Genomic DNA, 26,994 nt, shown 5'->3' with positions numbered 1-26,994 from the left:
GTCACTGGCCATTGACAAGCCATCTTTGCTCCGCCACCTCATGCCCGGACGCTTGAGCGTCCCCTTGCTTCGAGCTAAAGGCGGCCGGCATGATCGGATATTTTTCTTCTCCTTTCCCACGCCGCGTATCGGTCGGCGTCGATGTCGGCGGCGTGATGGTCGGCGGCGGCGCGCCGGTCGTCGTGCAATCGATGACCAACACCGACACCGCCGATGTCGACCAGACCGTCGCCCAGGTCGCGGCACTGCATCGCGCCGGCTCGGAGATCGTGCGCATCACTGTCGACCGCGACGAAAGCGCCGCCGCGGTGCCGCGCATCCAGGAAAAGCTGTCGAGGCTCGGCGTCAACGTGCCGCTCGTCGGCGATTTCCACTATATCGGCCACAAGCTGCTCGCCGATCACCCGGCCTGCGCCGAGGCGCTGGCGAAATACCGCATCAATCCCGGCAATGTCGGCTTCAAGGAGAAGAAGGACCGCCAGTTCGCGGCGATCGTCGAAATGGCGATCAGATACGACAAGCCGGTGCGCATCGGCGTCAACTGGGGTTCGCTCGACCAGGAGCTGCTGACCCGGCTGATGGACGAGAACCAGGCCCAGGGCTCGCCGCTTACCGCGCAGGAAGTCACCCGCGAGGCGATCGTGCAATCGGCGATCCTGTCGGCCGAGATGGCGGAAGAGATCGGGCTTGGCCGCGACAAGATCATCCTGTCGGCCAAGGTGAGCGGCGTGCAGGATTTGATCGCCGTCTACACCGAACTCGCGACGCGCTCCAACCATGCGCTGCATCTCGGCCTGACCGAGGCCGGCATGGGCACCAAGGGCATCGTCGCTTCTTCCGCGGCCATGGGCATCCTCCTGCAGCAGGGCATCGGCGACACGATCCGCATCTCGCTGACGCCGGAGCCGAACGGCGACCGCACGCGCGAGGTGCAGGTGTCGCAGGAGCTCTTGCAGACGATGGGGTTCCGGCAGTTCGTGCCGATCGTCGCCGCCTGCCCCGGCTGCGGCCGCACGACATCCACTGTTTTCCAGGAACTCGCCCAGAGCATCCAGGCCGACATTCGCAAGAACATGCCGGTGTGGCGCGAGAAATATCCGGGCGTCGAGAACCTCAAGGTGGCGGTGATGGGCTGCATCGTCAACGGCCCCGGCGAGTCCAAGCATGCCGATATCGGCATATCTTTGCCGGGCACCGGCGAGACGCCAACGGCGCCGGTGTTCATCGACGGCAAGAAGGCAGCGACGCTGCGCGGCCCCTCGATCGCGCGGGATTTCGAGAAGATGGTCGCCGACTATATCGAGCAGAGATACGGACACGGCAAAGCCGCCGCGGAATGAGCCGATGCAGCGTTTCCTGAAGGCGACGCTGCTGTTGTTTTGTGCTCTGGGCTGGACCGGTCAAGCGCTGGCCGATCCGCCGCAGTCGGCCGCCAAGCGTCGGATCGGCCGCGTCTGCGACCTGATCGAGACCGAGGCCGAGCAAAACGGTCTGCCCAAGGATTTCTTCGCCCGGTTGATCTGGAAGGAGAGCCGCTTCGACCCCAATGCGGTGAGCCCGGTGGGCGCCGAAGGCATCGCGCAGTTCATGCCGGGCACTGCCAAGCTGCGCGGACTCGCCGATCCCTTCGACATCGAGCAGGCCATCCCCGCCTCGGCGAAATATCTTGCCGAGATGAAGGCAGGCTACGGCAATCTCGGCCTGGCGGCGGCTGCCTACAATGCCGGTGAGAACCGCGTGTCGCGCTGGCTGGATTCCGGCGGCTTCCTGCCGATGGAAACCGAAAGCTACGTCTTCGACATCCTGGGTGAGCCGGTCGACAAGTTCGAGGACGCCGCATACGCCGGCACCATCCAGCCGCTCGATTCGAAGACGAGCTTCGCGGTCGCCTGCCGCCGGCTTCCGGTGATCATGTCCGCGACTGTCGCCATGGCCTCGATCAACGTCAAGCCGTGGGGCGTGCAGGTGGCCGGCAACTTCCGCCGCTCGGCGGCGATCGGCCAATGGCTGAGGGTGCGCGGCCGGTTCCCTGCCCTGCTCGCCAGCCACGATCCGGTGGTCAGCCGCATGCGCACGCCGATCGGCCGGCGCGGCATCTATGCAGTCAGGATCGGCGCCGACTCGCGCGCCGAGGCCGACGGTATCTGCGGCAAGCTGCACAGCGTCGGCGGGGCATGCGTGGTTATGCGAAACCGCTAGCTCAAGCCGTCTTCGCCGCCACCGTTTCACTGAGCCAGGTGCCGATCTTGGCGCCGAGGCGGTCGGGCGAGACCGGCTTCGGCAGATAGTCGTCCATGCCGGCCTCGATGCATTTTTCGCGATCGCCCTTGAGTGCGTGCGCGGTGACGCCGATGATCGGCGTGTGGCTGCCGTTCTGCTGCTCGATCGCGCGGATGGCGCGCGTCGCCTCGTAGCCGTTCATTTCCGGCATGGAGACGTCCATCAGCACCAGCCGCGGCCGCAGCGATCGGTACATCTCGACCGCGGTGCGGCCATTGCCGGCGATGCGGTAGCTGAGGCCGAGGCCGTTGAGGATCTGGCCGAAGACCAGCTGGTTCACGTCATTGTCCTCGGCGATCAGGATATCGATCGGGCCGCTCGGCGGAGCCGCCGATTCCGGTGCGGCGGGCACGGGAACCGCCGGGCCGCGGATGACCGTGAAGGCCGGCGCCGCCTGGGCGACGACCGGCTCGCGCACGAAATGCGACTTGCCGGCTTGCATGCGCGCCTTCTGGATGGCCGAAATCACCGTGCCGAGCAGCACCGCCGAGCGCGCCGGCTTTGTGAGATGCGCGACGATGCCGAAATCGATCACCATCCTACCGAAATCGACCTGGTCGACCGAGGTGAGCAGCACGACCGGAATGGAGGACAGACGGCTGTCGGCAGCAATCGCCTTGGCGACGTCGGCGCCGTTCATGCCGGGCATCTGATAGTCGAGGATGATGCAGTCGACCGATGCTCCGAGCTGGCAGGCACGGTCGAGGAAGGCAAGGCCGACGGCGCCGCTTTCGGCGGCCGCGCAATCGAAGCTCCAGCTCCGCAACTGCTCCAAAAGGATCTCGCGATTGACCGGGTTGTCGTCGATGACCAGCACCCGCGCGCCGGTGACATCAACCGGCACGATGTCGTCGCGCGCATCCTGCCTGTGCACCGGCAGCGGCACGGCAAACCAGAAGACCGAGCCGCGGCCGATCTCGCTTTCGACGCCGATCTTGCCGCCCATCAGGTCGACGAGGCGGGCCGAGATGGCCAGCCCGAGGCCGGTACCTTCGTGACGGCGCGTCGACGATCCGTCGACCTGGGCGAATTTCTCGAACACGCTCTGCAACTTCTCGGCCGGTATGCCGATGCCGGTGTCCTCGACACGGACCTTGAGCTGGACCATGCCGTCGACGACATCGCCGCCGACGTCGATCAGCACATGCCCTTTCTCGGTGAACTTCACGGCATTGCCGAGCAGGTTGGTGACGATCTGGCGGAAGCGCCCGGCATCGCCGACGACGAAGCTCGGCAGGCGCGGATCGACGCGCACGATAAGCTCGAGGTTCTTTTCGGCAACACGGGCCGAAACCAGGGTGGCCACGTCCTCGACCGCCTCGGCCAGGCGGAAGGGGGCGGGGTCGAGCGTCAGCTGGCCGGCATTGATCTTGGAGAAATCGAGGATGTCATTGATGATGGTGAGCAGCGCGTTGCCGGACTTGACGATGACGTCGGTGAAGGTCTTCTGGCGTGGCGTGAGCTCGGTCTTGGCCAGAAGCTCGGCCATGCCGAGGACGCCGTTCATCGGCGTGCGGATCTCATGGCTCATATTGGCGAGGAATTCGGATTTGGCGCGGTCGGCGGCCTCCGCCTTGAACAGCGACGCCGCGGTTTCGGCGAAGGCGCGGCGGATCGCATTCTCCATCGGCCGGAAGATCAGAACCGCGGCGATGGCGATCACGGCGATCAGCAGGCCGCTCGCCCATAAGAGCAGCCGGTCGCTGGAAGCGTCTGCGAGATGCCGTTCGTCGTCGAGCGCGGTGCGCACGCGCACCAGCATCGGCTGGGCGAAAAGATCGTTCTGGTTGCGGATCTCGCGATAGCTCCATTCGTCGACTTTCTGGGCCACAGACATCAGGTTGAAGTTGCGCACCATGTCGCGCGCCGACCAGAACAGATCGCCATTCACCGAAGCGGATTCGAGCTTGTTGAGCGTGTTGGTCGAAAGCCGCGGCCTGATCGCGGCGAGCTGCGCGTTGAGGACCTCGATCTCGCCCATCAGCCGTTCGGAATGACCGCGCGCGGCGCTGGTCAGCGCATCGCGGGTCTCGGCCCGCCAGGCTGTTCCGGTCGTCTCGGCGAAATTGGTGGCGTTGCGCAGGTCGCGCGAGAAGATGACGAAATTGCCGCTGAGGGCATCGACCTCATGGCGATATGAATTGACGCGGTTGAGCGCGAACATGACGGCGGCCGAGGCCAGCGCGAAGACGAGCAATCCCGAAAAGTAGCGAACCCGGATCGACCGGATGAAGGAGGAATACTCCGGCATGCGCAACCCCAACCCATACGCACAATTTTAACGGTCGGGATTACGCTCGATTTACATTAAGATTTCGTTGGCGCGGCATGATGACCGGGTATCGATCAATCAAGGGCGAGTCACTCGGCAAGCGGCTCGCTGGTTCAAATCACGCAGTATCCTTGGCTCGGTAGGCGTCGGGAAGAATGAAGACTTCGTCGGCGCGGCCGTAGCCTCCATCGGGAACTTCTTCGATCAGCACCATGGTGTGGGGACGCACACCCTCGCCGAAATACTCGACGAACATCTCCGTGGTCTTGTGAACGAGATCCTCCTTCTGCGCTTTTGTGAGGGCGGCTTCGGGCATCTTGAAGTTGGCAAAGGGCATTTCCAGGTTCCTTTCGGGTTGGATTTAGCGGCACTGGACGAAAGTCGGCGAGGCCGTCATCGGACGGATCGATCTCCGTTCGTTGTCCTGGAGCGGATATAGATTGCTGCGGATGCAGGATAATCACCCCGCTGCTGACAGCAGTATTCGGACAGCGCGAACAATCCGAGCCGCAGTCGGCGCTCTATCTGCAGATCAGGCAGCTCCCTCCGTGGCTACGTGCTTTCACTGAAGTCGGGCATCGAGTGGGCATCCGCATTTTCGCCCAGGCAAGGCTGTGACGATTGCATCGGTACCGGGCTGGCGTCGTCTGCCTGCGCCGCAGTTCAGCTGTTGCGCGTCGCCACGAAAGTCGCCGCGGCCTTGAGCAGGGCCGCCTTCTCGCCATAGGGATCGAGCAGCGCATGTGCCTGCTCGATCAGGCCGTGGAGCTGCTCGCGCGCCCAGTCGGGACCGTGCAGCGCGGCAAGCGTCGCCTTCCCGGCGGCGGCGTCCTTCTTTGTCGCCTTGCCCATCTGCTGTGCGTCGGCGGTAAGGTCGAGCAGGTCGTCGGCGAGCTGGAAGGCAAGGCCGATGGCCGAGCCGAACTCGGCCAGCCTTTCGCGATCAGCGGGCGGCGCGCCGGCGACGATGGCGCCGGCCTCGCAGGCGAAGCGGATCAGCGCGCCCGTCTTCATCGCTTGCAGCCGGATGATGCCGGCTTCGTCAGGCCGCTTGCGCTCGGCTTCAAGATCGAGCGTCTGGCCCCCGACCATGCCGCCGGTTCCGGCAGCCCGCGCCAGCGCCAGCACGAGCGCCGCCCGGCGCTCGGCCGGCAGCGCGGTCGCCTCGTCGGCGATGATGTCGAAGGCTAAAGTCAGCAGCGCATCGCCGGCAAGGATCGCGGTCGCCTCGTCAAAAGCCTTGTGCACGGTCGGCTGGCCGCGGCGAAGATCGTCGTCGTCCATCGCTGGCAGATCGTCATGGATCAGCGAATAGCAATGCACGCACTCGAGCGCCGCAGCGATGCGCAGCGCCGCCTCGCCGTCGGCGGCAAAAAGGGCCGCGCTTTCCATGACCAGAAAGGGGCGGAGCCGCTTGCCGCCGTTGAGCACGCCATGGCGCATCGCCGCCATCAGGCGCTCCGGCCGGGCGATCTCGCCGGAAAGCGGACGCGCATCGAGAACCTGCCGCAGCAGCACCTCGACTGCGGCGGCGCGCGCGAAAAGCGCGGCTTCGAAGGCGATCTGGTCGTCTTTCATCATGGCCGGGACCGGTAGCCGACACTCAGACATTGCGCAAGAAGCCCGGCACCTTTATGCCGATTGGGCGCGTGGCACGGGTGGGGCGGCTTGTCGGAACCGATCGTCGAACATGAAACCGAAGGGCTGGACATGGCGCGACCGCGGCGCCTGAACCGCGCCGGTCTCAAGCGCCTTGCCCGGCGCTGCCTGATCGCGGCGATCGTTCTGGCGGCGATCCCGGTCGTGCTCACCTTCCTCTATCTGCCGCCCTTCGTGCATCCTGTCTCGACGCTGATGCTGAAGGATCTCGCGACCTTCTCCGGCTACGACCGGCGCTGGGTGTCGATCGACGATCTGGCGCCGGTCCTGGCGCATTCGGTGATCATGTCGGAGGACGGGCAGTTCTGCTTTCATCGCGGCGTCGATCTCGGCGAATTGCGCGGCGTGGTCGACGATGCGCTCGCCGGTGAAGCGACGCGCGGCGCTTCCACAATCACCATGCAGACGGTGAAGAACCTGTTCTTATGGTCGCGGCCGCTGGGCAGCGTGCGCAAGGTGGTCGAGCTGCCTTTGGCCGTCTATTTCGACGCTGTGATGTCGAAGCGGCGCATCATGGAGATCTATCTCAACATCGCCGAATGGGGCCCGGGCATCTACGGCATCGAAGCCGCCGCGCGGCATCATTTCGGCGTCTCGGCCAGGCAATTGTCGCGCCGGCAGGCTGCACTTCTCGCCGTCACCCTGCCCAACCCGATCGCGCGCAACCCGGCCAAGCCTGGCCCGGGTTTGAGGCGGCTCGCCAATCTGATAGAACGCCGCGCAGGCAGGTCGGGCGCCTATGTCGGTTGTCTGGATTAGCCTAGCCGGCACCGGCTCAAAAAAATTCGCCGCAGTGCTGGCCAAAACGGCGCAAGGCGTGTATAGGCACCCGACTTTCTCAGATTATGGCCTCGATGCGGCCCTTTCGCGAGGGTTGCCGGGGCATTTTGACCATGTAGTGGAGCATATCCATGGCCGTTCCAAAAAGAAAAACCTCTCCGTCGAAGCGCGGCATGCGCCGCTCGGCCGACGCCCTCAAGGCCCCGACCTATGTCGAGGACAAGAATTCCGGCGAAATGCGCCGCCCGCATCACATCGACCTGAAGACCGGCATGTATCGCGGCCGCCAGGTTCTGGAGCCGAAGGAAAGCTGAGAAGCTCCCACGGTTTGCGACGTTTCGAAAGACCGGCCCAATGGCCGGTCTTTTTGCATGTGCCCATGGTTGGTGAATTTCGGGCCGGGTCGAGCAGAAAAGCCCGGACAACGGGCTGACATCGTTGTTTCATTAGGTCTTACAGCGTGTTCGGTGCCATCGCCGAAAAGCCTTGACGGCGTGGTTGCCGCGGATTTTACAAAAGGGTGCCTCATTGGAGACGCCCAGATGTTCGGTGCCATCCCGCTGCTGATCGTGCCCTTCGTTCTCTATAATCTCGGACTGCTCGGGCTGTTCGGCAGCGGCGACGATCCGTGGGCGGGCGTGATCTTCTCGTTCCGCATGATGTCGGGCGGCGTCTTCTCAATGACGCTCGGCGACCTGATGGTGCTGATCGGGCTGGTCTTCCTGTTTGTCGAGATGGTGAAGTCGGCGCGCACCACCACCGCGTCGATCATGGATCACCTGTTGTCGACGCTTGTCTTCATCGCCTTCCTGGTCGAGTTCCTGCTGGTGAAGGGCGCGGCGCACTCGGTGTTTTTCACCCTGCTGATCATAGCGCTGTTCGATGTGCTGGCCGGCTTCTCGGTGTCGATGCGGTCGGCCAGCCGCGACATCAATGTGAATTAAAGCATGTCTCCCGAAAGTGGGAACCGATTTCGGGATAAATACATGCGTTAAAAAAAGCGCATGGAGCGAATCTGAAAGATCGCGACGCGCCTTAGGCCTCCAGCTTCACGCCGTGGCTGCCTCGGCCTTGCGGGCGACCACAGCTTCGTAGGCTGCCTGCAGCTGTGCGCGCACGCCAGGCGTGCCCGGCGGCGTCTTTGCCGGCGCGCCGAGATGTTCGTGGCGCAATTCGTCCATGAATTGCTCCCATAGCGGCGGGCCGCCCTTTTCGAGAAGCTCGGCGCGGATCGACAGCTCCTCGCTGACCGGAAGCCACACCCTCCCCCAGGCGCCGAGATGCGCCATGATCGGCACCAGCGTGATCGCCATTTCGGTCAGGCTGTAGATTGCTTTCTGCTTGTGGCTGGGGTCGTCGGCCTTGGTCAGCAGGCCGAGTTCCATCAGCCGCTTCAGCCGGTCGGCCAGGATGTTGGAGGCGATGCCCTCCAGCGATCCGTTGAGCAATTCGCGGAAATGGCGCCTGCCGCCGAAGATCATGTCGCGCAGGATGATCAGGCTCCAGCGGTCGCCAAAAACCTCGAGCGACAGATTGATCGGGCAGCCGGACCGGTGCTCGGTTTTCATGACAGTCTCCAAAAAACCGGTTGCATTATGATATCAGTCTGATTATCGTGCAACTGATTGTTAAATGCAATCAGATTGAAGGAGGAAGCGATGGCCGCCTTGCCGCGCCCTGAAATCGTCTCGGAGAGTTTCGGCAGCACGGCCGCCCCGGCGATCCTTCTGATCATGGGCGCCATGGGATCGATGCTGTGGTGGCCCGAGGCCTTCTGCCGGCAGCTCGCCGAACGCGGTCGCTTCGTCATTCGCTACGACAATCGCGATACCGGTCTCTCGACCAAATACACGCCAGGCGCGCCGCCCTACACATTCGAGGACATGGTGGACGACGCCATCCGCGTGCTCGACGACCACGGCATCCGCAAAGCGCATGTGGCCGGCATGTCGATGGGCGGCATGATTGCCCAGACCGTGTCGCTGAAATATCCGACGCGCGTCAGCGCGCTCACCGTGATCTCCAGTTCGCCGCTCGGCGTCGATACATCTGGTCTGCCCGGCACAAGCCAAGCCTACGAGGAGCATTCCGCAGAAGGCGCCAATGTCGTTTGGTCGGACCGGAGTCAGGTGCTTGGCTACACGGTGAAGGGCGCACAAGCGCTGGCCAGCACCCTTCATCCGTTCGACAGCGAACGGACACGCGCGATGATCGAAGAAGACTACGACCGAGCCGGCGGTCTCGCGAGCGCCACCAATCACTTCCTGCTCAAGGGTGGCGGTCCGCAGCGGCGGATTACGGACCTGACGGTGCCGCTGCTCGTCATCCACGGCACGGCCGATCCGATCTTCCCGGTCGAGCACGGCGAGGCGCTTGCCGCTGCCGTTCCCGGTGCCAGGCTGGTGCGGATCGAAGGCGGCGGCCACGAGTTGCACCGCAACGACTGGCCGCTGATTATCGACGCCATCGCCACACATCGCCAGGCCCAGCCTTGACTCCAACGGCTGGCGAAAATCACTTCGGTGCCGCGACGGCACAGACGAAAGAGAGCGAAGAATGTCCCTGACCCTGCATTTCCATCCCTTGGCCTCCTTCTGCTGGAAGCCACTGATTGCGCTCTACGAAAACGCTACGCCTTTCGTGCCGGTCATCGTCGACCTTGGCGACGAGCGGTCGCACGCGGCCTTCCTCGAAATAGCGCCGACCGGCAAGATGCCTGCTTTGCACGACGACGCACGGGACCGCACGGTGCTGGAATCGACCATCGTCATCGAATATCTCGCCGCCTATTACCCCGGACCGGTCGAGCTCATCCCCGCCGATATCGACCTCGCCATCATGGTTCGCCAGGCCGATCGTTTCTACGACTTCTACGTGCAGGAGCCGATGCAGAAGATCGTCGGCGACCGGCTACGGCCAAAGGACAGGACCGATCCGTTCGGGGTCGAGCAGGCGCGCGAGCAGCTTCGCAATTCCTACGCCGTCATCGAAAAGGAGATGCAGGGAAAGACCTGGGCGGTGGGCGAGACCTTCACCATGGCCGACTGCGCCGCCTCACCGGCGCTGTTCTATGCCAACAAGGTCGAGCCGTTCGGCGAGAAATTCCCGGCGGTGAGACGCTACCACGACCGGCTGCTCGCGCGTCGGTCCTTCGCCCGCGTCGTCGCGGAAGCACAGCCCTATTTCAAGCTCTTCCCCTACGACAAGGGCTAGCAGGCTGTTGAAAAAGGCTCGGAGATACCCGTTTTGAATCTGATTTGTGCTCAGTCTGATTCTGATACGTTCCGTGAACAAAACAGTTTTTCAACACCCTGCTAGAGCGAGATGCTGCACGATCCCGCCCAGCTCGATTTGATGTTCCAGGCGGCGAGTCGCTCTCTACCTGTCAATACTTCGTGTATCGTCGCTGCGTGGTGAAAGCCGGTCCAGTTAAGCAGTCCTACTCCGCCGCGGCCACCAAATCACAGAAAACGAGCCGCGGCGGCGCACTCAACAGCGTCTCGAAGCGCTCCAACGCCTGCTTCACCGGCGGCGATGCGAGGTGCGCGTCACACGCCCCCGCGTCTCGATAGAGCTCGTAGATGACGAAGGCATTGGGATCCTTCGTCTGCCGATGCACGGCATAGTGCACATTGCCTTCTTCGCCGCTTGCGATATCCACCAGCTTACGCAGAATCTCTTCGACTTCGCCGGCACAGGCCGGCCGGGCACTCAGTTCCGCCAGCAAAAGATGCATGAGGACAATCTCCTAGAGTTATGAAGGAGCCGTCATCATCGCTCCAGCACAGCGGGAAGTATTGTAAAAATGCGTCCTGGCGCGAGCCTCTTTGAGGTAGCGCTGCGGAGACTCCGCAACCAACTCGCGGAAGTGGCGGATAAAGTGAGCCTGATCATAATAGCCGTATGCTAGCGCTGCGTCTGTGGCCCTTGCGCTATCGTCCAGCATCAGGGCGCGAACCGTCTTCTGGAAGCGTCCCAGACTACGAATCTCGACTGGTGTTTGCCCGGCAATGCTAGCGAAACGGCGTTCCAACTGACGGCGCCCGAGTCCGACGCAGGCTGTCAACCGGTCGATCGCAAGGTTGGCTGGATCGCCATACAGCATGCCCATAGCGTGTTCGAAGACGATATCCGGCGCCGCGCTGGACAGGCGTTGTGCAAGGAAGCGTTGGATCAACTGGAGCCGGGTGGACGGCGCCTCCGCGCCGGCTACACGCCAGGCCAACTCTTGGCCCGTCGCACCCCACAGGTCCTCCGCGGAAAGCGCACGATCCATCATGTCTCTGCCCGGCATGTCGACAAATCGATGTATCATGCCGGCCCGGAAGCGCACCGCGACGAAACCTACGTCGTCTGATGGCAACAGTTCCAACGGCCGGCGGCGAATATAGAATAAATGGCTGACGGAACAGGTTTCCGGCGTGCCACCGCCGACCGATCGCCTGAACGGTGTACGGTAGTGGAAATACAGTTCGGCCCCGGTTCCGGGAAGCAGCACAGGCAAGTCGACCCGCTCGCCGCCAACACTTTCCCACCCCCAAATCCTGTCGACGTAGGGAGCCAGAACATCGATCGGAAGGAATTGAAAGGCGCGCATCTTTCCAGACATCCGTGCCGCACGGCTTTCGTCGATGCGGCGGTACGCAGGGGGCATTGCCACCGAGCATGGCCCCTGCTCTTGCGGTGTGGAGATCGCCTGGGCCTGCAATACTGATTGCAGTAGCTTCTCCCAGTTGGTCCACAATTTCTCCATCGGGACATTCGATCCCTAAAGAACCTATGCAATCGCAAAAAGCAATTCCGAGGTCGGATGTCACGATCTTGCCTCTGCGACCAACCGGTCGATCTCGGCCATCTCGCCAGCGTCGAGAGGCCTCGCCTCTTCGGCCTCGATGGCGGTGTCTAGCTCGGCTACCGACTTGGGTCCGATCACGACGGTGGTGGCCCCCTGAAGTCCAGGGCATAGCGATAGGCGAGCAAAACGGGAGATCGAGACCGTTCCGTCGAGCAAACTCCAGAAACGGACGCGCACGAGCCGATCTTGCGCGAATGCGCCTGAGCGCGATCACCTGCAGCGATTATTCCCCAGGCGACATTTCCCAGAACTGGTCGAGCCAGATGTTGAGCCTGAGAAAGCCAGCCGTGCTGACGGTGTAGACGCGCTTGGTGCCTTCGGCCTTGGCGTTGACCAGTCCGGCGTCGAGCAGAACTTTCAGGTGCTGGGAAACGGCCGGGCGCGAAACGGGCAAACCGGCGGCCAATTCATTCACCGTCTTTGGGCCGCGCCGGAGCTCTTCCAAGAGATAGCGCCGGTTGGGATCGGCAATCGCCATGAAGGCGTCGGAAAACATCATGCCTTATTTGTGAGGCAAAGTTCTCCAAATCTCAACTATCGGTTTCAACCTTTCTGCGCGGATCGAGCCGCAAGGCTTCCGGCGTGACGGCACGGTCGGCCGGCTGCGTCTTGAAGGCCTCGCGGCTTTCGATCGGCACCGGCGCGCGGGCCTGGATGCGCACCAGCGTGTACCCGGCGAGGCTGAGATGCGCGAACGCCGTTGCCAGGAAGAGCCCTTCGGGACGCATCCAGCCCATCAAGGCGGCCGCAAGCAGCGGCCCGATCATGGTACCGAAGCCGTAGAGCAGAAGCAGGCCGCCGGAGACCTTGACGAAATCCTCCGCGCGGGCGTGGTCGTTGGCGTGCGCGACGGCGATCGAATAGAGCGTGTAGGCGAAAGCGCCATAGGCGGCCGTCAGCACGATGACGAAGACGCCCGAATGCGGCGCGAACAGGAAGATCAGCACGGCGAACAGCGCCGCGCCGAAGGCGGCGCCGGCGAGCACGAAGCGGCGGTCGGTGGTATCGGAAAGCCGCCCCGCGGGAAGCTGCATGGCCGCGCCGGCGACGACCACAAGGCTCATCATCAGCGCGATCTCGGCGGTGGAGATGCCGATGCGCGCACCGTAGACGGCGCCGAGCGTGCCCCAGGCGCCATTGGCGATGCCGATCAGAACGCACGCCACCGCCGACACCGGTGAATTCACATAGAGGCCTTTGACGTCAAGCTTCACGTCCTGCAGCGGCTTGGGGCTCGACTGCGTCGAGACGGCGGTCGGAATGAGCGACAGGCAGAACAGGATGCCGGTGATCATGAACAGCGAGGCCGATCTCACGTCGCCGCCGGCGACGATCATCTGGCCGCCCATGATCGAGGCATAGGTGACCATCATATAGAGGCCGAAGACGGTGCCGCGATTCTCGTTGGTGGCCTTCTCGTTCAGCCAGCTTTCGATGACCATGAAGGCGCCGGCCATGGTGAAGCCGGTGAAGGCGCGCAGCAGGATCCAGAAATACTGATCGATGATGAGGCCGGTGAGCAGCGCGATGATCGCGCCCGACGCGGCGAAGGCGCCGAAGGCCCGGACATGGCCGGCGCGGCGCACGAGGCGCGGCGCGAAGAAGCAGCCGGTGACGAAGCCGCCGGCCCAGGCGGTGCCCATCAGGCCGAGCGATGCGGTCGAGAACCCTTCCACCTGTCCGCGCAGCGGGAGCAGCAGGCCATGCAGGCCCGACGCCGCCAGCAGGAATGCGGTGCCGCGCAGCAGCGAGAGGATCGGTCGGTAGGTTGCGAACATGGGCTGATCCGGCTGGAAATTTCGGGCGCAGCTCTGGCAGCCGCATTCAGGCTTTTCCGGGGCGAGCAGGCACGCCGCCAGGATTATCCTCTGCGAAACAGCGCCTCGGCGGCGGATTTGGTGGCGCCCTTGGCTGCCCGCTCGGCTTCCAGCCTGGCGATCTCTTCGCGCAGCAGGGCAATGCGCTCGGACAATTCGTCGACGGACAGCAGCGACAGATCCTGGCCGATCTCATGCTGGCGCGGCTTTTTCCTGGGTTCGTCGTCGAAGATCGCCATCGTCGCTTCTCCCTTTTTTGGCCATTTGCCTGATTTGGCAATCAGCATACATAGGGCAAGGGCGCCGATGCAAACGGCCGGCTACCACCGGCACAGGGAGACGAGACTATCATGGCAAGCGGACAGACGATTCCGGCAAAGATGACGGCCATCGCAATCTCGCAGCCCGGCGGTCCCAGGGTGCTGAAGCCGGAGACGCGCGACGTTCCCGCGCCCGGTCCCGGCGAGATCCTCATCCGCGTGCACGCCGCCGGCGTCAACCGGCCGGACGTGCAGCAGCGCAAGGGCGTCTATCCGCCGCCGCCGGGCGCCTCGGACCTGCCGGGCCTCGAGGCGGCCGGCGAAGTCGCGGCGCTCGGCGACGAGATATCGCGCTGGCGCATCGGCGACCGGGTCTGCGCCCTGACGCCCGGCGGCGGCTATGCCGAATATGTCAAGGTCCATGCCGGCAGCGTGCTGCCGATCCCGGCCGGCTTCACCTATTCGGAGGCCGCTGCCGTGCCGGAGAACTATTTCACCGTGTGGCACAATGTCTTCGAGCGCGGCGGGCTGAAGAAAGGTGAGACGCTGCTCGTCCATGGCGGCTCATCCGGCATCGGCACCACCGCCATACAGCTGGCGTCGACGTTCGGCGCCTATGTCGTCACCACGGCCGGCAGCAAGGAGAAATGCGACGCCTGCCTGAAGCTCGGCGCCGACCGGGCGATCAATTATCGCGAGCAGGATTTTGTCGCCGAGGTCAAGGACGCGACCGGCGGCCGGGGCGCCGACGTCATCCTCGACATGGTGGGCGGCGACTATGTGGCGCGCAACTACGATGCCGCGGCGATCGAGGGCCGCATCGTCCAGATCGCTGTGCAGGCCGGCGCCGTCGCAAGCGCCGACTTCGCAAAGCTCATGGTCAAACGCCTTGTCCATACCGGCTCGACGCTGCGCCCGCGCACGGTCGAGTTCAAGGCGGCCATCGCGGCGGCCCTCGAGGCCCAGGTGTGGCCGTTGCTTGGCACCCGGAAGGTCGCGCCGGTCATGGACATGATCTTCCCGCTGACCGAAGCCTGGCGGGCGCATGAGCGGATGGAAGAAGGCGAGCATATCGGCAAGATCGTGCTCGACGTCGGCTAGGACGCGCCGAGATTCGGGTGATACCGGCCTGACCTTGATCTCGCCACACCCTGGGTAGGCGACAGGTTCAATAATACTTAATGCTGCATTGCAACAAATGCATTGCCGTTATGCAAAAGCGTCCGTTCATTTTCTGGGCAGCGATGCCTATTTACGCGGCATCGAAACGATTGACCCCACGAATGGAGGACTGAAATGAACCCGATCCGCGCTTTCCGCAACTGGCGCCTGTACAACGAGACCGTGCGTGAGCTGAACCGCCTCAACGCCCGTCAGCTGAACGACCTCGGCATCAACCGCGCCGATATCGAGAAGATCGCCCGCCGGGCTCTTTGATTTCAAGCGCGACCCGGTCACCCGGCCGGGCCCGTGCCCTGAAGCCAGAGCCGTCGCAGACGCTTGCTCGTCTCCGGTTCCGAACCCGCTGGACCCCGTCCAGCGGGTTTTGTCTTTTTGGGACCGCCGGTTCGCTTCTTCCCAAAAACATTGCGAAATCGTGGCAGAACGTTTATATACGCCGCGAATTTCCCATTTTGGTGGCTCTAAAACCACCGCCCGCGCGGGAACGCGGGCGAACGAGAAGGATTTTTGATATGGCCAATACGCTGCTGATGCCTAAGGCGACCGCCGTCTGGCTGGTCGACAACACCGCGCTCTCCTTCGAGCAGATCGCGCAGTTCTGCGGGCTGCATCCGCTGGAGGTCAAGGCGATCGCGGACGGCGAGTCGGCGCAGGGCATCAAGGGCATGGACCCGATCATGACCGGCCAGCTCACTCGCGACGAGATCGCGCGCGGCGAGAAGGATCCGAACCATCGCCTGAAACTGTCCGACCCCAAGGTGCGGGTGCCGGAATCGAAGCGCAAGGGTCCGCGCTACACGCCGCTGTCGAAGCGCCAGGATCGTCCGAACGCCATCCTCTGGCTGGTGCGCAACCATCCCGAGCTCAAGGACGCCCAGATCGCCCGCCTCGTCGGCACCACCAAGTCGACGATCGAGCAGATCCGCGAGCGCCGGCACTGGAACTCGGCCAATCTGCAGCCGATGGATCCGGTGACACTCGGCCTGACCTCGCAGATCGACCTCGACATGGAAGTCAACCGCGCCTCGCGCGGCCGCGAGCAGGCACAGCCGGTTGCCGGCGACACGCTGCTGCCGGCGGCGCTGACCGAGCGCCTGACGCCGGCTCCGGAAAAGCCGAAGGACGAGGAACAGGAACTCGATCCGAATGCCGTCTTCGCCAAGCTTTCGGCTTTGAAGTCGAAGGACAAGAAAGAAGACGAGGAATAAGCGGCCCTCTCCTTCTCCCCTTGTTGTGGGAGAAGGTAGATCGGCGCGCAGCGCCGAGACGGATGAGGGGTGTTGGAAGAAATGAGGCGTTGGTGTTCCCTGGAACACCCCTCATCCGGCCGAGCTTCGCTCGGTCACCTTCTCCCACAAGGGGAGAAGGAAAAGGCGCCTAGCTCCGCGCCGCGCGGTCGGGCGCCATGCCGTAATCCTCGCTGCGTTCCACGGCGCGATAGAAGTCGGCAAGTTGCTTGCCGCGCTCCGGCTTGTAGATGCGGCCGGCAATGACCACTGAGGCAATGCGGTCGATGCGGAAGGCGCGGAAATCGTCGCGCATCTCGCACCAGGCGACCAGGGTCCAGACCTTGCCCCAGAACCACAGTCCCAACGGCCTGATGTCGCGGGCGGTGCTGCGGCCGGCCTCGTCCGAATAATCGATGGTCAGCACCTGGCGCTTCTCGATGGCGCGCTCGATCAGGTCGATCGCCTCGCGCGCGGCGTCGCTCACCACCCACATCGGCGTATGGATCTCGGTGCGGGCGATGCGGTCCTTTTCGGCGTCGGGCAGCACGGCGCCGATCTTGACCAGCGCTTCGTCGGCCGCCCTTGCCATCGCCGCGCCGCCGAAGGCGCGCACCATGCGGGCGCCGGCAACCAGCGCCACGATCTCGTCACGCGTGAACATGAGCGGCGGAAGGTCGAACCCCTCCCTCATCATGTAGCCGACACCCGCCTCGCCGTCGATCGGCACCCCGGTCGACTGCAGGTCGGCTATGTCGCGATAGATGGTTCGCTCGGAAACCTCGAGCCATGTGCCGAGCTTCTGCGCGGTGACCAGCCGGCCGCCGCGCAGGTGCTGCACGATCTGGAAAAGCCTGTCGGCGCGGCGCATCGTCTGACCCCTTGGTTTCGGTTCTACGCATGCCGCGGTCCCCAAACCGGTTCCCGCAGGTTCGAGACTGCTTCAATAACGTAGACCTCCTGACAACATACTGTCAGGAGGCTGCAACGAATCCGGTCGGCAACAGCAGTGTCTTTCCTGACACCCGACATTTCAACCGACGTTACATCTGGGCGCGGCATGGCCTCTATCCAAGTCGCGGCTTCGAAAAATTTCAGTTTTCACGCACGCGGCCGTCATAGAGGTCCGGCCAGCCGATGTCCTTGCGGATGTCCGCCGGCAAAGTGTTGAGGAAACGCTGGGTGCGGATCTCGTTCCGCACCGTGCGGATCCTGCCGACATAGTGCTGCACACTGCGCAGTATCGTAAAACCGTTCATGACCAGGCTCCTCGTTTTCAATGAGAAGAGTATCTCACACCCCTGCTGACAGCAGTCTGTCAGGAACCTGGCCGCTTGCCGAAGCGAGCGCCGGGAAGGTTCGCGAAGCGCAGGATAACCGGCCATTTGTCAGGAGAGATACGGCTGCAGGAACCGCTTTGACAGCCGCCGAAGATGCTGGTCAAAGGCGGCATGACGAAACTGCTTGCCCTTGTCATCATCGGCATCATGCTGATCCAGATCATCAAGCCACTCGGCTGGCCGGGGCTGAAGCGCCGCAGCGATTTCTGGAAGCTTGCGCTGCTTGCCATGGCGGCAATCTCGCTCGCGGCCGTGCTTGGGCGCTGGGCCTGACGCCGATATTCAGGTGAGGACGGCCTGCGAACGGCGGCTCCTGCGCCTCTGATGAACGGGCCCGTCACTCGCAGCAGTCCGGCCTGTCCTTGCCCTTGGCCTGATATTCGTCGTGCAGCCGCACCCAGTCCATCAGGCCGTGATAGGGGCCGGTCTCGTCGCGGCCCTTCGGCGTCATGTCGAGATAGTGGTAGGCGCCGATCAGAGCATCGCCGCCGCGTGCGCGCGACAGGAAGGTGAGGAAGATGTCGCCGCATTCGTCGCGATAGAAGACGCTGGTGCCCGGCAGGTCCTTCGATCTCAGCGGGCGCTTCTGGAAATTGTAGACGGTCTCGCCCGCCGCGATCTGCCTGTCGGTGAAGGAGACCTGCATGTCGAAATTGAAGTCCGACGCGTAGGACGACACCCACTCGAATTTCCAGCCCATGCGCTGCTTGTAGGGCAGGAGCTCGGCCAGCGGCGCCCGCGAGACGACGACCAGCGACACGTCATGGTGCTTGAGATGCCGGTTGGCGCCGTCGATATGATCCGCGAGGAACGAGCAGCCCTCGCAGCGATGGTCGGACCCCGGGGTCATCATGAAATGGTAGACGATCAACTGGCTTCTGCCTGCGAACAGCTCGGCGAGACGCTTCGGCCCCTGCTCGCTTTCGAAGACATAGTCCTTGCGCAGCTTGAGCCATGGCAGTTGCCGTCGCTCGGCGGCGATGCGGTCGCGGAACCGCGTCAGCTCCTTCTCGCGCTCGAGGTGCTTCCTGTGCGCCTCGAACCAGTCCTCCCGCGAAACCACGGCATTGCGATCCATGACTATCTCCTGTCCTCTCCTGCCAAGGACGTTCGACATCGGCGCGATCCGACACAGCCGCCGCTGTTTCGGTGGATCAGGTAGGAATGCGGCCGGCAAAAAACAAAACCCGGGCACAAGGCCCGGGTTTTCAGCGCTTTGGGGAAGCCAGGTATCAGGCGGCTTTTTCCTCCAGCGCCGGCCGCCATTTCCCGAGCGCCGCGAGGTGGTTCATATGGGCGCGATGGATGAAGGCAGCCTGGCCGGCGGCGACGTTCGAGGCCTTGCCGCTCCAGGCCTTCTGCGCGGCCGCCTGCAGGGCGCGGCCGTATGAGAAGCTAAGCTTCCACGGATGCGGGCCGATGACGTTGATGGCATTGAGGTTGGCAGTCGCTTGCTCGTCGTCCTGACCGCCGGACAGGAAGGCGATGCCTGGCACCGCCACCGGCACAGTTTCGCGGAACAGCTTGATCGTCTTCTCGGCAACCTCCTCGGGACTATCCTTCCTGCCTGATTTCTTGCCGGAGATGACCATGTTCGGCTTGAGGATGGTGCCTTCGAGCACCACACGCGCTGCGTAGAGCTCGCCATAAAGCTTGAGCAGGGTCGCCTTGCTCACCTCGTAGCAGGTGTCGATCGAGTGGGCGCCGTCCATCAGCACCTCCGGCTCGACGATCGGCACGATGCCGGCCTCCTGGCAGAGCGCGGCATAACGGGCCAGCGCATGGGCGTTGGAGCCGATCGAGGTGGCCGACGGCACGCCCTTGGCAGTGTCGATGTCGATCACCGCGCGCCATTTGGCGAAACGGGCGCCGAGCTTGTGATAGTCGGCCAGCCGCTCACGCAGGCCGTCGAGACCCTCGGTGATGGTGTCGCCGGGAAAGCCGGCGAGAGGCTTGGCGCCGAGGTCGACCTTGATGCCCGGAATGGCGCCCGAGGCCTTGATGATGTCGACCAGCGGCGTGCCGTCGGCAGCCTTCTGGCGGATGGTCTCGTCATAGAGGATGACGCCGGAAATGTACTTGGTCATCGCCTCCTTGGCGCGGAACATCATCTCGCGGTAGTCGCGCCGGTTGTCGGCGGTGGATTCGACGCCGATGACGTCGAAACGCTTCTTGATGGTGCCGGAGCTCTCATCGGCGGCCAAAAGGCCCTTGCCATCGGCCACGATCGCGGCGGCAATGTCTTCGAGACGTTCGCTCATAGTGCTTCTCCCTGACGGTAATATTCCGCCTAGCAGAACACTACCGCCAAAGGAATGAAGGCGGAAAGCTCGAATCGATTGAAAGTATTCGCGATCCGAGCCGACTCGCCAAGTGTTGACAATATCAGCGCTTCAGCACCTCGACGCCGGGCAGAGGCTTGCCCTCCATCCATTCCAGGAAGGCGCCGCCGGCGGTCGAGACATAGGTGAAATCGTCGGCGACCCCGGCATGGTTGAGCGCCGCCACCGTGTCGCCGCCGCCGGCAACCGAAACCAGCTTGCCTTCCTTGGTGCGCTCCGCCGCATGTTTCGCCGCCGCGACGGTCGCGCGATCGAAGGGCTCGATCTCGAAGGCGCCGAGCGGACCGTTCCACACAAGCGTCGCGGCGCGGTCGATCCAGTCGGTGACGGTCTTCACCGTCTTTGCGCCGACATCGAGGATCATGCCGTCGGCCGGAACGGCCTCGACGGCGACGGTTTCGCTCGCAGCACCCGCCTTGAATTCCTTCGCGACGACCCCATCGGCTGGCAGGATGATGGCGCAGCCGGCCTCGGCCGCCTCGATCATGATCTGCTTGGCGGTGCCGGCGAGATCATGTTCGCAAAGCGATTTGCCGACATCGGTGCCGCGCGCGGCGAGGAAGGTGTTGGCCATGCCGCCGCCGATGACCAGCGCGTCGACCTTCTTCACCAGGTTCATCAGAAGGTCGATCTTGGTCGAGACCTTGGCGCCGCCGACGATGGCGACCACCGGCCGCACCGGATTGCCGAGGCCTTTTTCCAGCGCGTCGAGCTCGGCCTGCATGGTGCGGCCGGCATAGGCTGGCAGGCGATGCGCCAGGCCCTCGGTCGATGCATGCGCGCGATGCGCGGCGGAAAAGGCGTCGTTGACATAGATGTCGCCATTGGCGGCGAGCTTTTCGGTGAAGGCGGCCTCGTTCTTCTCCTCGGCTTTGTAGAAGCGGGTGTTCTCCAGAAGCAGGACGTCGCCGTCCTTCATGGCGGCAACGGCGTCGGCGGCTTTCTCGCCGATGCAGTCGGCGGCGAAGCCGACCGGGCGGCCCAGTACTTCGGCCGTTGCCCGGGCGATCGGCTCCAGCGAGAACTCGGCCGACGGACCGTCCTTCGGACGGCCGAAATGCGCGAGCATGATCACCTTGGCGCCCTTGCCGGAAAGCTCGGAAATGGTCGGCGCGATGCGTTCGATGCGGGTGGAGTCCGTCACCTTGCCGTCCGCTACCGGCACGTTGAGGTCGACGCGCACCAAGACGCGCTTGCCGCTGACGGCGCCGATATCGTCGAGTGTCTTGAAGCCGGCCATGGTCGTTCCCTTTCCGCGAAAAACGCGGCGACCTTACCCGGCGCCGGGGACGATGCAAGGGCTGCGTTACGGCACGCGCGCAAAAATGATGTCGCTGTGAGACATCAGCTTTCGCTTGCTGCTTTTTGCGCCGTAGGCTCGGGCGCCGTTTCGTCCGGCTTGGTTTCGGTAGCTTGCGTTTGCGCCGGCTTGCGCCAGTTGCGGATGATGGCCGCAATGCGATCGGCGATCTCGCCGGCGCTTAGGAAGACCGGCACACGCGCCACCGGCGCCGTCGGCTCGAAGGACAGGCCGAGCCGGGTGATCCGGCCCTTCTCGTCGACATCGCGCACGATCAATTCGATCGGGCCGATCATCACGCGGTCGGCATATTCGGCGTGGCCGCCGAGCCGCTCCGTGACAAGTGCCGCGACCGTGAGCTTCTGCTCGGCCTCGGTGAGACCCGGCGCGTAGGCGGCTTCCAATTCGGCTGCGGGGCGGGCCGGGTCGATAGCAAAGGCGCCGAAGAAATCGGCATCCTCGGGGTCGACCATGGCGCGGCTGGCGAACAGCTTGTCGAGCAGGCGCGGATAGCGGTCTGGCACGAAGATGTAGACCTGGTCGCCTGCAGTCAGCCTGCCCATGTCCTGGAAGCGCATGGAGCGGCCGTCGCGCAGCACCAGCGAGGGCCTTGCCCAGCGTGGAATGCGCTCGCCGCGGGCCACCGGGCTGCCGGGCGCCACACGATAGGCGAGCAGTTCGTGATGCGCCGAGCCCGGCAGTTCGAGCTCGACCTTGTCGAGAGGGCCGAGGCGCGCCGGCACGATCAGGCCGAGGCGGCGCGCCAGCGGGCCGACGGTCCAGCCCTGCACCACCAGCGACACCAGAACGATGATGAAGGCGACGTTGAAGATCAGCCGGCCGTTCGCCAGGCCGCCGAGCAAAGGCGTGATGGCCAGCAGGATCGAGACGGCGCCGCGCAGGCCGACCCAGGAGACGAAGGCAACCTCGGGACGCGGCAGGCGGAATGGGATCAGGCAGAGCCAGACGGCTAAAGGCCGCGCCACGAAGATCAGGAACAGACCGAGCAGGATCGCAGGCAGCAGGATCGCCGGGAATTGCGACGGCGTGGCGAACAGGCCAAGGATCAGGAACATGATGATCTGCGCCAGCCACGACATGCCGTCCTGGAAGCGCTTCAGGATGGTGACGGCGCGAATGTCGGAATTGCCGGCGACGAGGCCGGCGAGATAGACCGCCAGGAAACCGGAGCCGCCGACCGCGCCGGCGGCGGCGAACACCATCAGCGACAGCGTCAGCACGAAGATCGGCAGCAGGCCGTGGTCGAGGTTGAGCCGCTCGACGAGGCGCACGATGGCCAGGCCGCCGAGCACGCCGATAACGGCGCCGAGCCCCATATTGATGAGGAAGCCGACCGCCAGGTTGGCGGCGAGCGCGTCCGCCTTGGGGTTCGTGTGCGCGGCGATGATCTCGACCAAGGTGATGGTGAGGAAGATGGCGATCGGGTCGTTGGTGCCGGATTCCACTTCGAGGGTCGAGCGCACGCGCTCACGCAGATGGATCTCGCCGGCGCGCAGCAGGAAGAACACGGCGGCCGCGTCAGTCGAGGCGACGGCGGCGCCGAGAAGCGCGGATTCGAGCCAGCTGAGGTTGAGCAGGTAGAAGGCGGCGACGCCGAAGATGCCGGTGGTGATGATGACGCCGATAGTGGCCAGCGACAGCGCCGGCCCGGCTGCCTGGCGGAGCGCATTGAGCGGCGTGCCAAAGCCGGAATCGAACAGGATGATGGCCAGCGCCAATGAGCCGGCAAAATAAGCCAAGCGTGCGTTGTCGAATTCGATGCCGAGGCCGTCGACCCCGGTTGCAAGCCCGATGCAGAGGAAGAGAAGCAGGAGCGGTGCGCCGAAGCGGAAGGCGATCAAGCTCGAAAACGCAGCGGCAACGACAAGGCCGGTGCCGACCAGCGTCACGAGATAGATCGCGTTATCCATCCAGAATTGCCCCTCAAATCCGCGTTCCTCCCGCTTTACGGCAGAGTGGGGCGAAGACATGACCAGTGCAAGGCGGGAGCGTGGTTTTTTGGGCGATGCCGCCGAACTTCGCCCCCGGACGACGAAGAGGCGAACTCCTCGCTTACCGCCGACGGTGCAACGAAAGAGGAGATGATGCCGTGCCCGTCGTCATCCTGAAGCTGAGCAAGGCGCGAAGCGGCGCCGCGCAGACCATAGGACACAAGTCGTGACTTCGAGCCGTGCAACGGTGCAGGTCTGCGCTGCCGCACGCTTCGGCAAAGGTCACAGTATGAATCCTCGGATCAGCCCCGGGGTCATGCCCGAGCTAGACGACGGACGGGCCCTCCGGCCAACCTCAAAATCTTTCGACCGCCATCAGACGATGGCGAAAGCGCTCACGACATGGTGTCGAGCTTGCGCTGCATCGCCGCGATCTGCGCCTTCAGTTCCTGCAGATCGTCGGCCTTCTCGGACGCTTCCTTCTTCGGCGGCTCGGCCGGGGTGGAGGAATTGCTGTTCGCCGACGGGAACGGCGTGAACATGCGCATGGCGTTCTGGAACATCTCGACGTTCCGGCGCGTCTGCTCCTCCAGAGCCTTCATCGGCGTCTTCATCATGTCCATCGGCGTCTTGCCGAAGGCGCCCTTCAACTGCTCGCGAAAGCGCTCCTGTTCCTTGGAGAAGGCGATCATCGACTGTTCGAGGAAGCTCGGGACGATCATCTGCATCTGGTCGCCGTAGAAGGCGATGAGCTGGCGCAGGAAGGGGATAGGCAGCATGTTCTGCCCGTCCTTGTTCTCCAGCTCGAAAATGATCTGGGTGAGCACCGGATGCGTGATGTCGTCGCCGGTCTTGGCGTCCTGGACGGTGAATTCCTCGCCCTTCTTGACCATGTCGGCCAGATCCTCGAGCGTCACATAGGTGCTGGTGCCGGTGTTGTAGAGCCGGCGGTTGGCATATTTCTTGATGACGATCGGGTCGTCTTTCGCGGCCATTCGTATCCTCCCCAGGATACCGGCGCGTTCACAGTAAGCGGCCGGTAACGATTGCGCCATTTGTCGAGGATATGCGCAAAAGCATCACAATTCCAAGTGCTTTGTGCAGTGCGGTATCATTTAATGCATGGTGGCCCCGGGCAAATTGTGCCGGCGGCGAAGCTCGATGCCGTGACGATCCGCCTTCGCTCTGCTTGCCGCGCATGGCGGCCATGCCCATTTCCGGTTTGACTCGGGTTCCCTAACGGGCAAGAAAAGTCTTCAATGACCGTCTAGAGAACGACACCCCGAAGTCTGGAGAAGAAAATGCCCGCTTCCAATTCAATCGTCGTCGCCAGCGCCGCCCGTACCGCGGTCGGCTCCTTCAATGGCAGTTTCGCCGCCACGCCGGCACATGAGCTCGGCGCCGTGGTCATCAAGGAATTGCTGTCGCGGGCCAAAGTCGACCCGGCGGAAGTGGACGAAGTCATCCTCGGCCAGGTGCTGACCGCCGCGCAGGGACAGAACCCTGCCCGCCAGGCCTCGATCAAGGCCGGCCTGCCTAAGGAGACCACCGCCTGGGGCCTCAATCAGGTCTGCGGCTCGGGCCTCAGGGCAATCGCGCTCGGCATGCAACAGATCGCCACGGGCGACGCCAAGGTGATCGTCGCCGGCGGCCAGGAATCGATGTCGCTTTCGCCGCACGCTGAGCACCTGCGCGCCGGCGTCAAGATGGGCGACTACAAGATGATCGACACCATGATCAAGGACGGCCTGTGGGATGCCTTCAACGGCTACCATATGGGCAACACCGCCGAGAACGTTGCCCGCCAGTTCCAGATCACCCGCGAAGACCAGGACCAGTTCGCGCTGGCCTCGCAGAACAAGGCCGAAGCTGCGCAGAAGGCCGGCAAGTTCAAGGACGAGATCGTTGCGTTCACCATTTCGGGCAAGAAGGGCGACACCATCGTCGATCAGGACGAATATATCCGCCATGGCGCGACGATGGATGCGATGACCAAGCTGAAGCCGGCCTTCGACAAGGAAGGCACGGTCACCGCCGGCAACGCTTCCGGCATCAATGACGGCGCCGCCGGCGCGCTGCTGATGACCGAAGCCGAAGCCGTCCGGCGCGGCATCACGCCGCTGGTCCGCATCGCTTCCTGGGCCACCGCCGGCGTCGATCCGGCGATCATGGGAACCGGCCCGATCCCGGCCTCGAAGAGAGCGCTGGAGAAGGCCGGCTGGTCGGTCAAGGACCTCGACCTTGTGGAGGCCAATGAGGCCTTCGCCGCGCAGGCCTGCGCCGTCAACAAGGGCATGGGCTGGGATCCTGCGATCGTCAACGTCAACGGCGGCGCCATCGCCATCGGCCATCCGATCGGCGCCTCCGGCGCCCGCGTCTTCAACACGCTGGTCTACGAGATGCGCCGCCGCGGCGCCAAGAAGGGTCTCGCGACGCTTTGCATCGGCGGCGGCATGGGCGTTGCGATGTGTGTGGAAGCGTTGAACTGAGGCAATAGCGAACGAGCGAATAGCGAATAGGGAGTAGCGAATAGGGGAAAACAGCGTTTGCGCGACGGGACATCGGACCCCTACTCGCTATTCGCTACTCCCTATTCGTTCCCCCGACCAAGGGAGGAGCACATGACCAAGGTAGCAATCGTCACGGGCGGATCGCGCGGCATCGGCGCGGCGATATCGGTCGCCTTGAAGAATGCCGGTTATTCGGTTGCCGCGAACTATGCCGGCAACGACGAAGCGGCCCAGAAATTCAAGGCCGAGACCGGCATCCCGGTCTACAAATGGTCGGTCGCCGACTACGACGCCTGCACCGCCGGCATCAAGCAGGTCGAGGCCGATCTCGGCCCGGTTTCGGTTTTGGTCAACAATGCCGGCATCACCCGCGACGCCATGTTTCACAAGATGACTCGCGAGCAGTGGAAAGAGGTCGTCGACACCAACCTCTCCGGCGTCTTCAACATGACGCACCCGCTGTGGAGCGGCATGCGCGACCGCAAGTTCGGCCGCATCATCACCATCTCCTCGATCAACGGCCAGAAGGGTCAGGCCGGCCAGGTCAATTATTCGGCCTCGAAGGCCGGCGATATCGGCTTCTCGAAGGCGCTGGCCCAGGAGGGCGCCCGCGCGGGCATCACCGTCAACGTCATCTGCCCCGGCTACATCGCCACCGACATGGTCAAGGCCATCGACGAGAAGGTGCTCAACGAGCGCATCATCCCGCAAATTCCGGTCGGCCGCCTCGGCGAGCCGGAAGAGGTCGCGCGCTGCGTCGTCTTCCTGGCGTCGGACGATGCCGGCTTCATCACCGGCTCGACCATCACCGCCAATGGCGGCCAGTACTTCGCCTGATTTTTTTGACACCGACGGCAGGCGGTCCGGGCAACTGGATCGCCTGTTTTTTGTCTGCGACTCCAAGCGGGCCGCCCAGCGCCTGCCTCAATACGGCACGCAAAAGTTAACGGCCTCCCCGCTCCCGGTGCAAAAGACGGTTCACAAGCTGTGAATTTTCGGTACGCAAGCTGTGGACGACACCATATCTAGGGGTGAACAAAACAGGAAACATTACGGATCGCTGATTCGTCGCCGATTCGTTCCGTCTTTGGCCAGAACGTTAACGCAAAGAGCCGGAAATGGCGCCGAAATGATTAACGGCGGTTTAGGAAAGGTCAACCATTTCATAATCTTGGTGGCTGCGCTCGCATCCGTCGCGATCGTTCACCGGCAAAGGTTA

At 63.7% G+C, this 26,994-nt stretch carries 30 protein-coding genes; 13 read left to right on the top strand and 17 right to left on the bottom strand.

All coding sequences use genetic code 11. From position 1 onward, the window contains the following. Window positions 1-89 precede the first annotated feature (89 nt). The gene (gene ispG, locus RFN28_RS12630) at window positions 90-1,340 is read left to right on the top strand and encodes a flavodoxin-dependent (E)-4-hydroxy-3-methylbut-2-enyl-diphosphate synthase (protein ID WP_320287665.1); all 1,251 of its coding nucleotides are present in this window, start codon (window positions 90-92) and stop codon (window positions 1,338-1,340) included. 4 nt (window positions 1,341-1,344) lie between these two features. Then, the gene (locus RFN28_RS12625) at window positions 1,345-2,199 is read left to right on the top strand and encodes a lytic transglycosylase domain-containing protein (protein ID WP_320287664.1); all 855 of its coding nucleotides are present in this window, start codon (window positions 1,345-1,347) and stop codon (window positions 2,197-2,199) included. Window position 2,200: 1 nt separating this feature from the next. Here the strand turns inward: RFN28_RS12625 and RFN28_RS12620 are convergent, their stop codons facing one another. The 3 genes from RFN28_RS12620 to RFN28_RS12610 all read right to left on the bottom strand — a co-directional run bounded on the left by RFN28_RS12620 (window position 2,201) and on the right by RFN28_RS12610 (window position 6,133). Continuing rightward, a complete protein-coding gene (locus RFN28_RS12620; RefSeq protein WP_320287663.1) occupies window positions 2,201-4,531 on the bottom strand; it encodes a response regulator in 2,331 nt (776 codons plus the stop codon). 139 nt (window positions 4,532-4,670) lie between these two features. Beyond that, a complete protein-coding gene (locus RFN28_RS12615) occupies window positions 4,671-4,889 on the bottom strand; it encodes a tautomerase family protein (RefSeq protein ID WP_320287662.1) in 219 nt (72 codons plus the stop codon). A 326-nt stretch (window positions 4,890-5,215) separates the two neighbouring features. Continuing rightward, window positions 5,216-6,133, bottom strand: coding sequence for a polyprenyl synthetase family protein (locus tag RFN28_RS12610; RefSeq protein WP_320287661.1), 918 nt, complete (start codon window positions 6,131-6,133; stop codon window positions 5,216-5,218). A gap of 129 nt (window positions 6,134-6,262) precedes the next feature. On the opposite strand from RFN28_RS12610, the gene RFN28_RS12605 reads away from it, so the two are divergent. From RFN28_RS12605 to RFN28_RS12595, 3 genes are all read left to right on the top strand, one after another. Beyond that, window positions 6,263-6,970: a transglycosylase domain-containing protein gene (locus tag RFN28_RS12605; protein ID WP_320287730.1), complete on the top strand. Its 708-nt coding sequence runs from the start codon at window positions 6,263-6,265 to the stop codon at window positions 6,968-6,970. Between the two features lie 152 nt (window positions 6,971-7,122). Next, window positions 7,123-7,305, top strand: a complete 183-nt coding sequence (gene rpmF, locus RFN28_RS12600) for a 50S ribosomal protein L32 (RefSeq protein WP_006203806.1) — start codon at window positions 7,123-7,125, stop codon at window positions 7,303-7,305. Between the two features lie 228 nt (window positions 7,306-7,533). Continuing rightward, window positions 7,534-7,935, top strand: a complete 402-nt coding sequence (locus RFN28_RS12595) for a hypothetical protein (protein ID WP_320287660.1) — start codon at window positions 7,534-7,536, stop codon at window positions 7,933-7,935. Between the two features lie 105 nt (window positions 7,936-8,040). Here the strand turns inward: RFN28_RS12595 and RFN28_RS12590 are convergent, their stop codons facing one another. Next, entirely contained in the window at window positions 8,041-8,559 is a 519-nt protein-coding gene (locus RFN28_RS12590) for a winged helix-turn-helix transcriptional regulator (RefSeq protein ID WP_320287659.1), read from the bottom strand. A 90-nt stretch (window positions 8,560-8,649) separates the two neighbouring features. On the opposite strand from RFN28_RS12590, the gene RFN28_RS12585 reads away from it, so the two are divergent. After that, the gene (locus RFN28_RS12585; protein ID WP_320287658.1) at window positions 8,650-9,486 is read left to right on the top strand and encodes an alpha/beta fold hydrolase; all 837 of its coding nucleotides are present in this window, start codon (window positions 8,650-8,652) and stop codon (window positions 9,484-9,486) included. 61 nt (window positions 9,487-9,547) lie between these two features. After that, complete coding sequence (locus RFN28_RS12580) at window positions 9,548-10,204, top strand: glutathione S-transferase family protein (protein WP_320287657.1); 657 nt, start codon at window positions 9,548-9,550, stop codon at window positions 10,202-10,204. 226 nt (window positions 10,205-10,430) lie between these two features. Here the strand turns inward: RFN28_RS12580 and RFN28_RS12575 are convergent, their stop codons facing one another. The 5 genes from RFN28_RS12575 to RFN28_RS12555 form a co-directional block, all read right to left on the bottom strand. Continuing rightward, window positions 10,431-10,727, bottom strand: coding sequence for a putative quinol monooxygenase (locus tag RFN28_RS12575; protein WP_320287656.1), 297 nt, complete (start codon window positions 10,725-10,727; stop codon window positions 10,431-10,433). A gap of 18 nt (window positions 10,728-10,745) precedes the next feature. Further along, on the bottom strand, window positions 10,746-11,744 hold the full coding sequence (locus RFN28_RS12570) for a helix-turn-helix domain-containing protein (protein WP_320287655.1): 999 nt from the start codon (window positions 11,742-11,744) through the stop codon (window positions 10,746-10,748). 325 nt (window positions 11,745-12,069) lie between these two features. Beyond that, window positions 12,070-12,345 carry an ArsR/SmtB family transcription factor gene (locus RFN28_RS12565; protein WP_320287654.1) on the bottom strand — a complete coding sequence of 92 codons (276 nt, stop codon included), beginning with the start codon at window positions 12,343-12,345 and terminating at the stop codon, window positions 12,070-12,072. Window positions 12,346-12,376: 31 nt separating this feature from the next. Then, entirely contained in the window at window positions 12,377-13,624 is a 1,248-nt protein-coding gene (locus RFN28_RS12560) for an MFS transporter (protein ID WP_320287653.1), read from the bottom strand. Window positions 13,625-13,707: 83 nt separating this feature from the next. Beyond that, a complete protein-coding gene (locus RFN28_RS12555) occupies window positions 13,708-13,902 on the bottom strand; it encodes a DUF1192 domain-containing protein (protein WP_320287652.1) in 195 nt (64 codons plus the stop codon). A gap of 111 nt (window positions 13,903-14,013) precedes the next feature. Here RFN28_RS12555 and RFN28_RS12550 point away from each other — a divergent pair, with 111 nt between their 5' ends. From RFN28_RS12550 to RFN28_RS12540, 3 genes are all read left to right on the top strand, one after another. After that, window positions 14,014-15,024, top strand: a complete 1,011-nt coding sequence (locus RFN28_RS12550) for an NAD(P)H-quinone oxidoreductase (protein ID WP_320287651.1) — start codon at window positions 14,014-14,016, stop codon at window positions 15,022-15,024. Window positions 15,025-15,219: 195 nt separating this feature from the next. Then, on the top strand, window positions 15,220-15,360 hold the full coding sequence (locus RFN28_RS12545; protein ID WP_320287650.1) for a DUF1127 domain-containing protein: 141 nt from the start codon (window positions 15,220-15,222) through the stop codon (window positions 15,358-15,360). A 257-nt stretch (window positions 15,361-15,617) separates the two neighbouring features. Then, on the top strand, window positions 15,618-16,313 hold the full coding sequence (locus RFN28_RS12540) for a DUF1013 domain-containing protein (RefSeq protein WP_320287649.1): 696 nt from the start codon (window positions 15,618-15,620) through the stop codon (window positions 16,311-16,313). A gap of 169 nt (window positions 16,314-16,482) precedes the next feature. Here RFN28_RS12540 and RFN28_RS12535 read toward each other — a convergent pair whose 3' ends face one another. Continuing rightward, the gene (locus RFN28_RS12535; protein WP_040974326.1) at window positions 16,483-17,202 is read right to left on the bottom strand and encodes a helix-turn-helix transcriptional regulator; all 720 of its coding nucleotides are present in this window, start codon (window positions 17,200-17,202) and stop codon (window positions 16,483-16,485) included. Between the two features lie 223 nt (window positions 17,203-17,425). After that, entirely contained in the window at window positions 17,426-17,590 is a 165-nt protein-coding gene (locus RFN28_RS12530) for a hypothetical protein (RefSeq protein ID WP_096874754.1), read from the bottom strand. A 174-nt stretch (window positions 17,591-17,764) separates the two neighbouring features. Between RFN28_RS12530 and RFN28_RS12525 the strand changes: the two genes are divergently transcribed. Beyond that, on the top strand, window positions 17,765-17,944 hold the full coding sequence (locus RFN28_RS12525) for a hypothetical protein (protein ID WP_320287732.1): 180 nt from the start codon (window positions 17,765-17,767) through the stop codon (window positions 17,942-17,944). 64 nt (window positions 17,945-18,008) lie between these two features. Here RFN28_RS12525 and RFN28_RS12520 read toward each other — a convergent pair whose 3' ends face one another. From RFN28_RS12520 to RFN28_RS12495, 6 genes are all read right to left on the bottom strand, one after another. Next, on the bottom strand, window positions 18,009-18,749 hold the full coding sequence (locus tag RFN28_RS12520) for a DUF899 domain-containing protein (protein ID WP_320287648.1): 741 nt from the start codon (window positions 18,747-18,749) through the stop codon (window positions 18,009-18,011). A 154-nt stretch (window positions 18,750-18,903) separates the two neighbouring features. Then, window positions 18,904-19,932 carry a class I fructose-bisphosphate aldolase gene (locus RFN28_RS12515; RefSeq protein WP_320287647.1) on the bottom strand — a complete coding sequence of 343 codons (1,029 nt, stop codon included), beginning with the start codon at window positions 19,930-19,932 and terminating at the stop codon, window positions 18,904-18,906. A gap of 124 nt (window positions 19,933-20,056) precedes the next feature. Next, window positions 20,057-21,253, bottom strand: coding sequence for a phosphoglycerate kinase (locus RFN28_RS12510; RefSeq protein ID WP_320287646.1), 1,197 nt, complete (start codon window positions 21,251-21,253; stop codon window positions 20,057-20,059). 104 nt (window positions 21,254-21,357) lie between these two features. Continuing rightward, entirely contained in the window at window positions 21,358-23,244 is a 1,887-nt protein-coding gene (locus RFN28_RS12505; RefSeq protein ID WP_320287645.1) for a potassium/proton antiporter, read from the bottom strand. A gap of 416 nt (window positions 23,245-23,660) precedes the next feature. Beyond that, window positions 23,661-24,260 (bottom strand): polyhydroxyalkanoate synthesis repressor PhaR, encoded by a 600-nt coding sequence (phaR, locus tag RFN28_RS12500; RefSeq protein WP_320287644.1) that lies wholly within the window; start codon window positions 24,258-24,260, stop codon window positions 23,661-23,663. A 28-nt stretch (window positions 24,261-24,288) separates the two neighbouring features. Then, window positions 24,289-24,474, bottom strand: coding sequence for a hypothetical protein (locus RFN28_RS12495; protein ID WP_320287643.1), 186 nt, complete (start codon window positions 24,472-24,474; stop codon window positions 24,289-24,291). Between the two features lie 92 nt (window positions 24,475-24,566). Between RFN28_RS12495 and RFN28_RS12490 the strand changes: the two genes are divergently transcribed. Both RFN28_RS12490 and phbB read left to right on the top strand, forming a co-directional pair. Continuing rightward, window positions 24,567-25,754: an acetyl-CoA C-acetyltransferase gene (locus tag RFN28_RS12490; protein WP_320287642.1), complete on the top strand. Its 1,188-nt coding sequence runs from the start codon at window positions 24,567-24,569 to the stop codon at window positions 25,752-25,754. Between the two features lie 132 nt (window positions 25,755-25,886). Beyond that, window positions 25,887-26,612 carry an acetoacetyl-CoA reductase gene (gene phbB / locus RFN28_RS12485; protein WP_320287641.1) on the top strand — a complete coding sequence of 242 codons (726 nt, stop codon included), beginning with the start codon at window positions 25,887-25,889 and terminating at the stop codon, window positions 26,610-26,612. The last annotated feature ends 382 nt before the right edge of the window (window positions 26,613-26,994 follow it).

The sequence above is a fragment of the Mesorhizobium album genome, assembly GCF_033977205.1.
Taxonomy (GTDB): domain Bacteria; phylum Pseudomonadota; class Alphaproteobacteria; order Rhizobiales; family Rhizobiaceae; genus Mesorhizobium; species Mesorhizobium album.
This window is presented reverse-complemented; position numbering and strand designations above follow the sequence as displayed.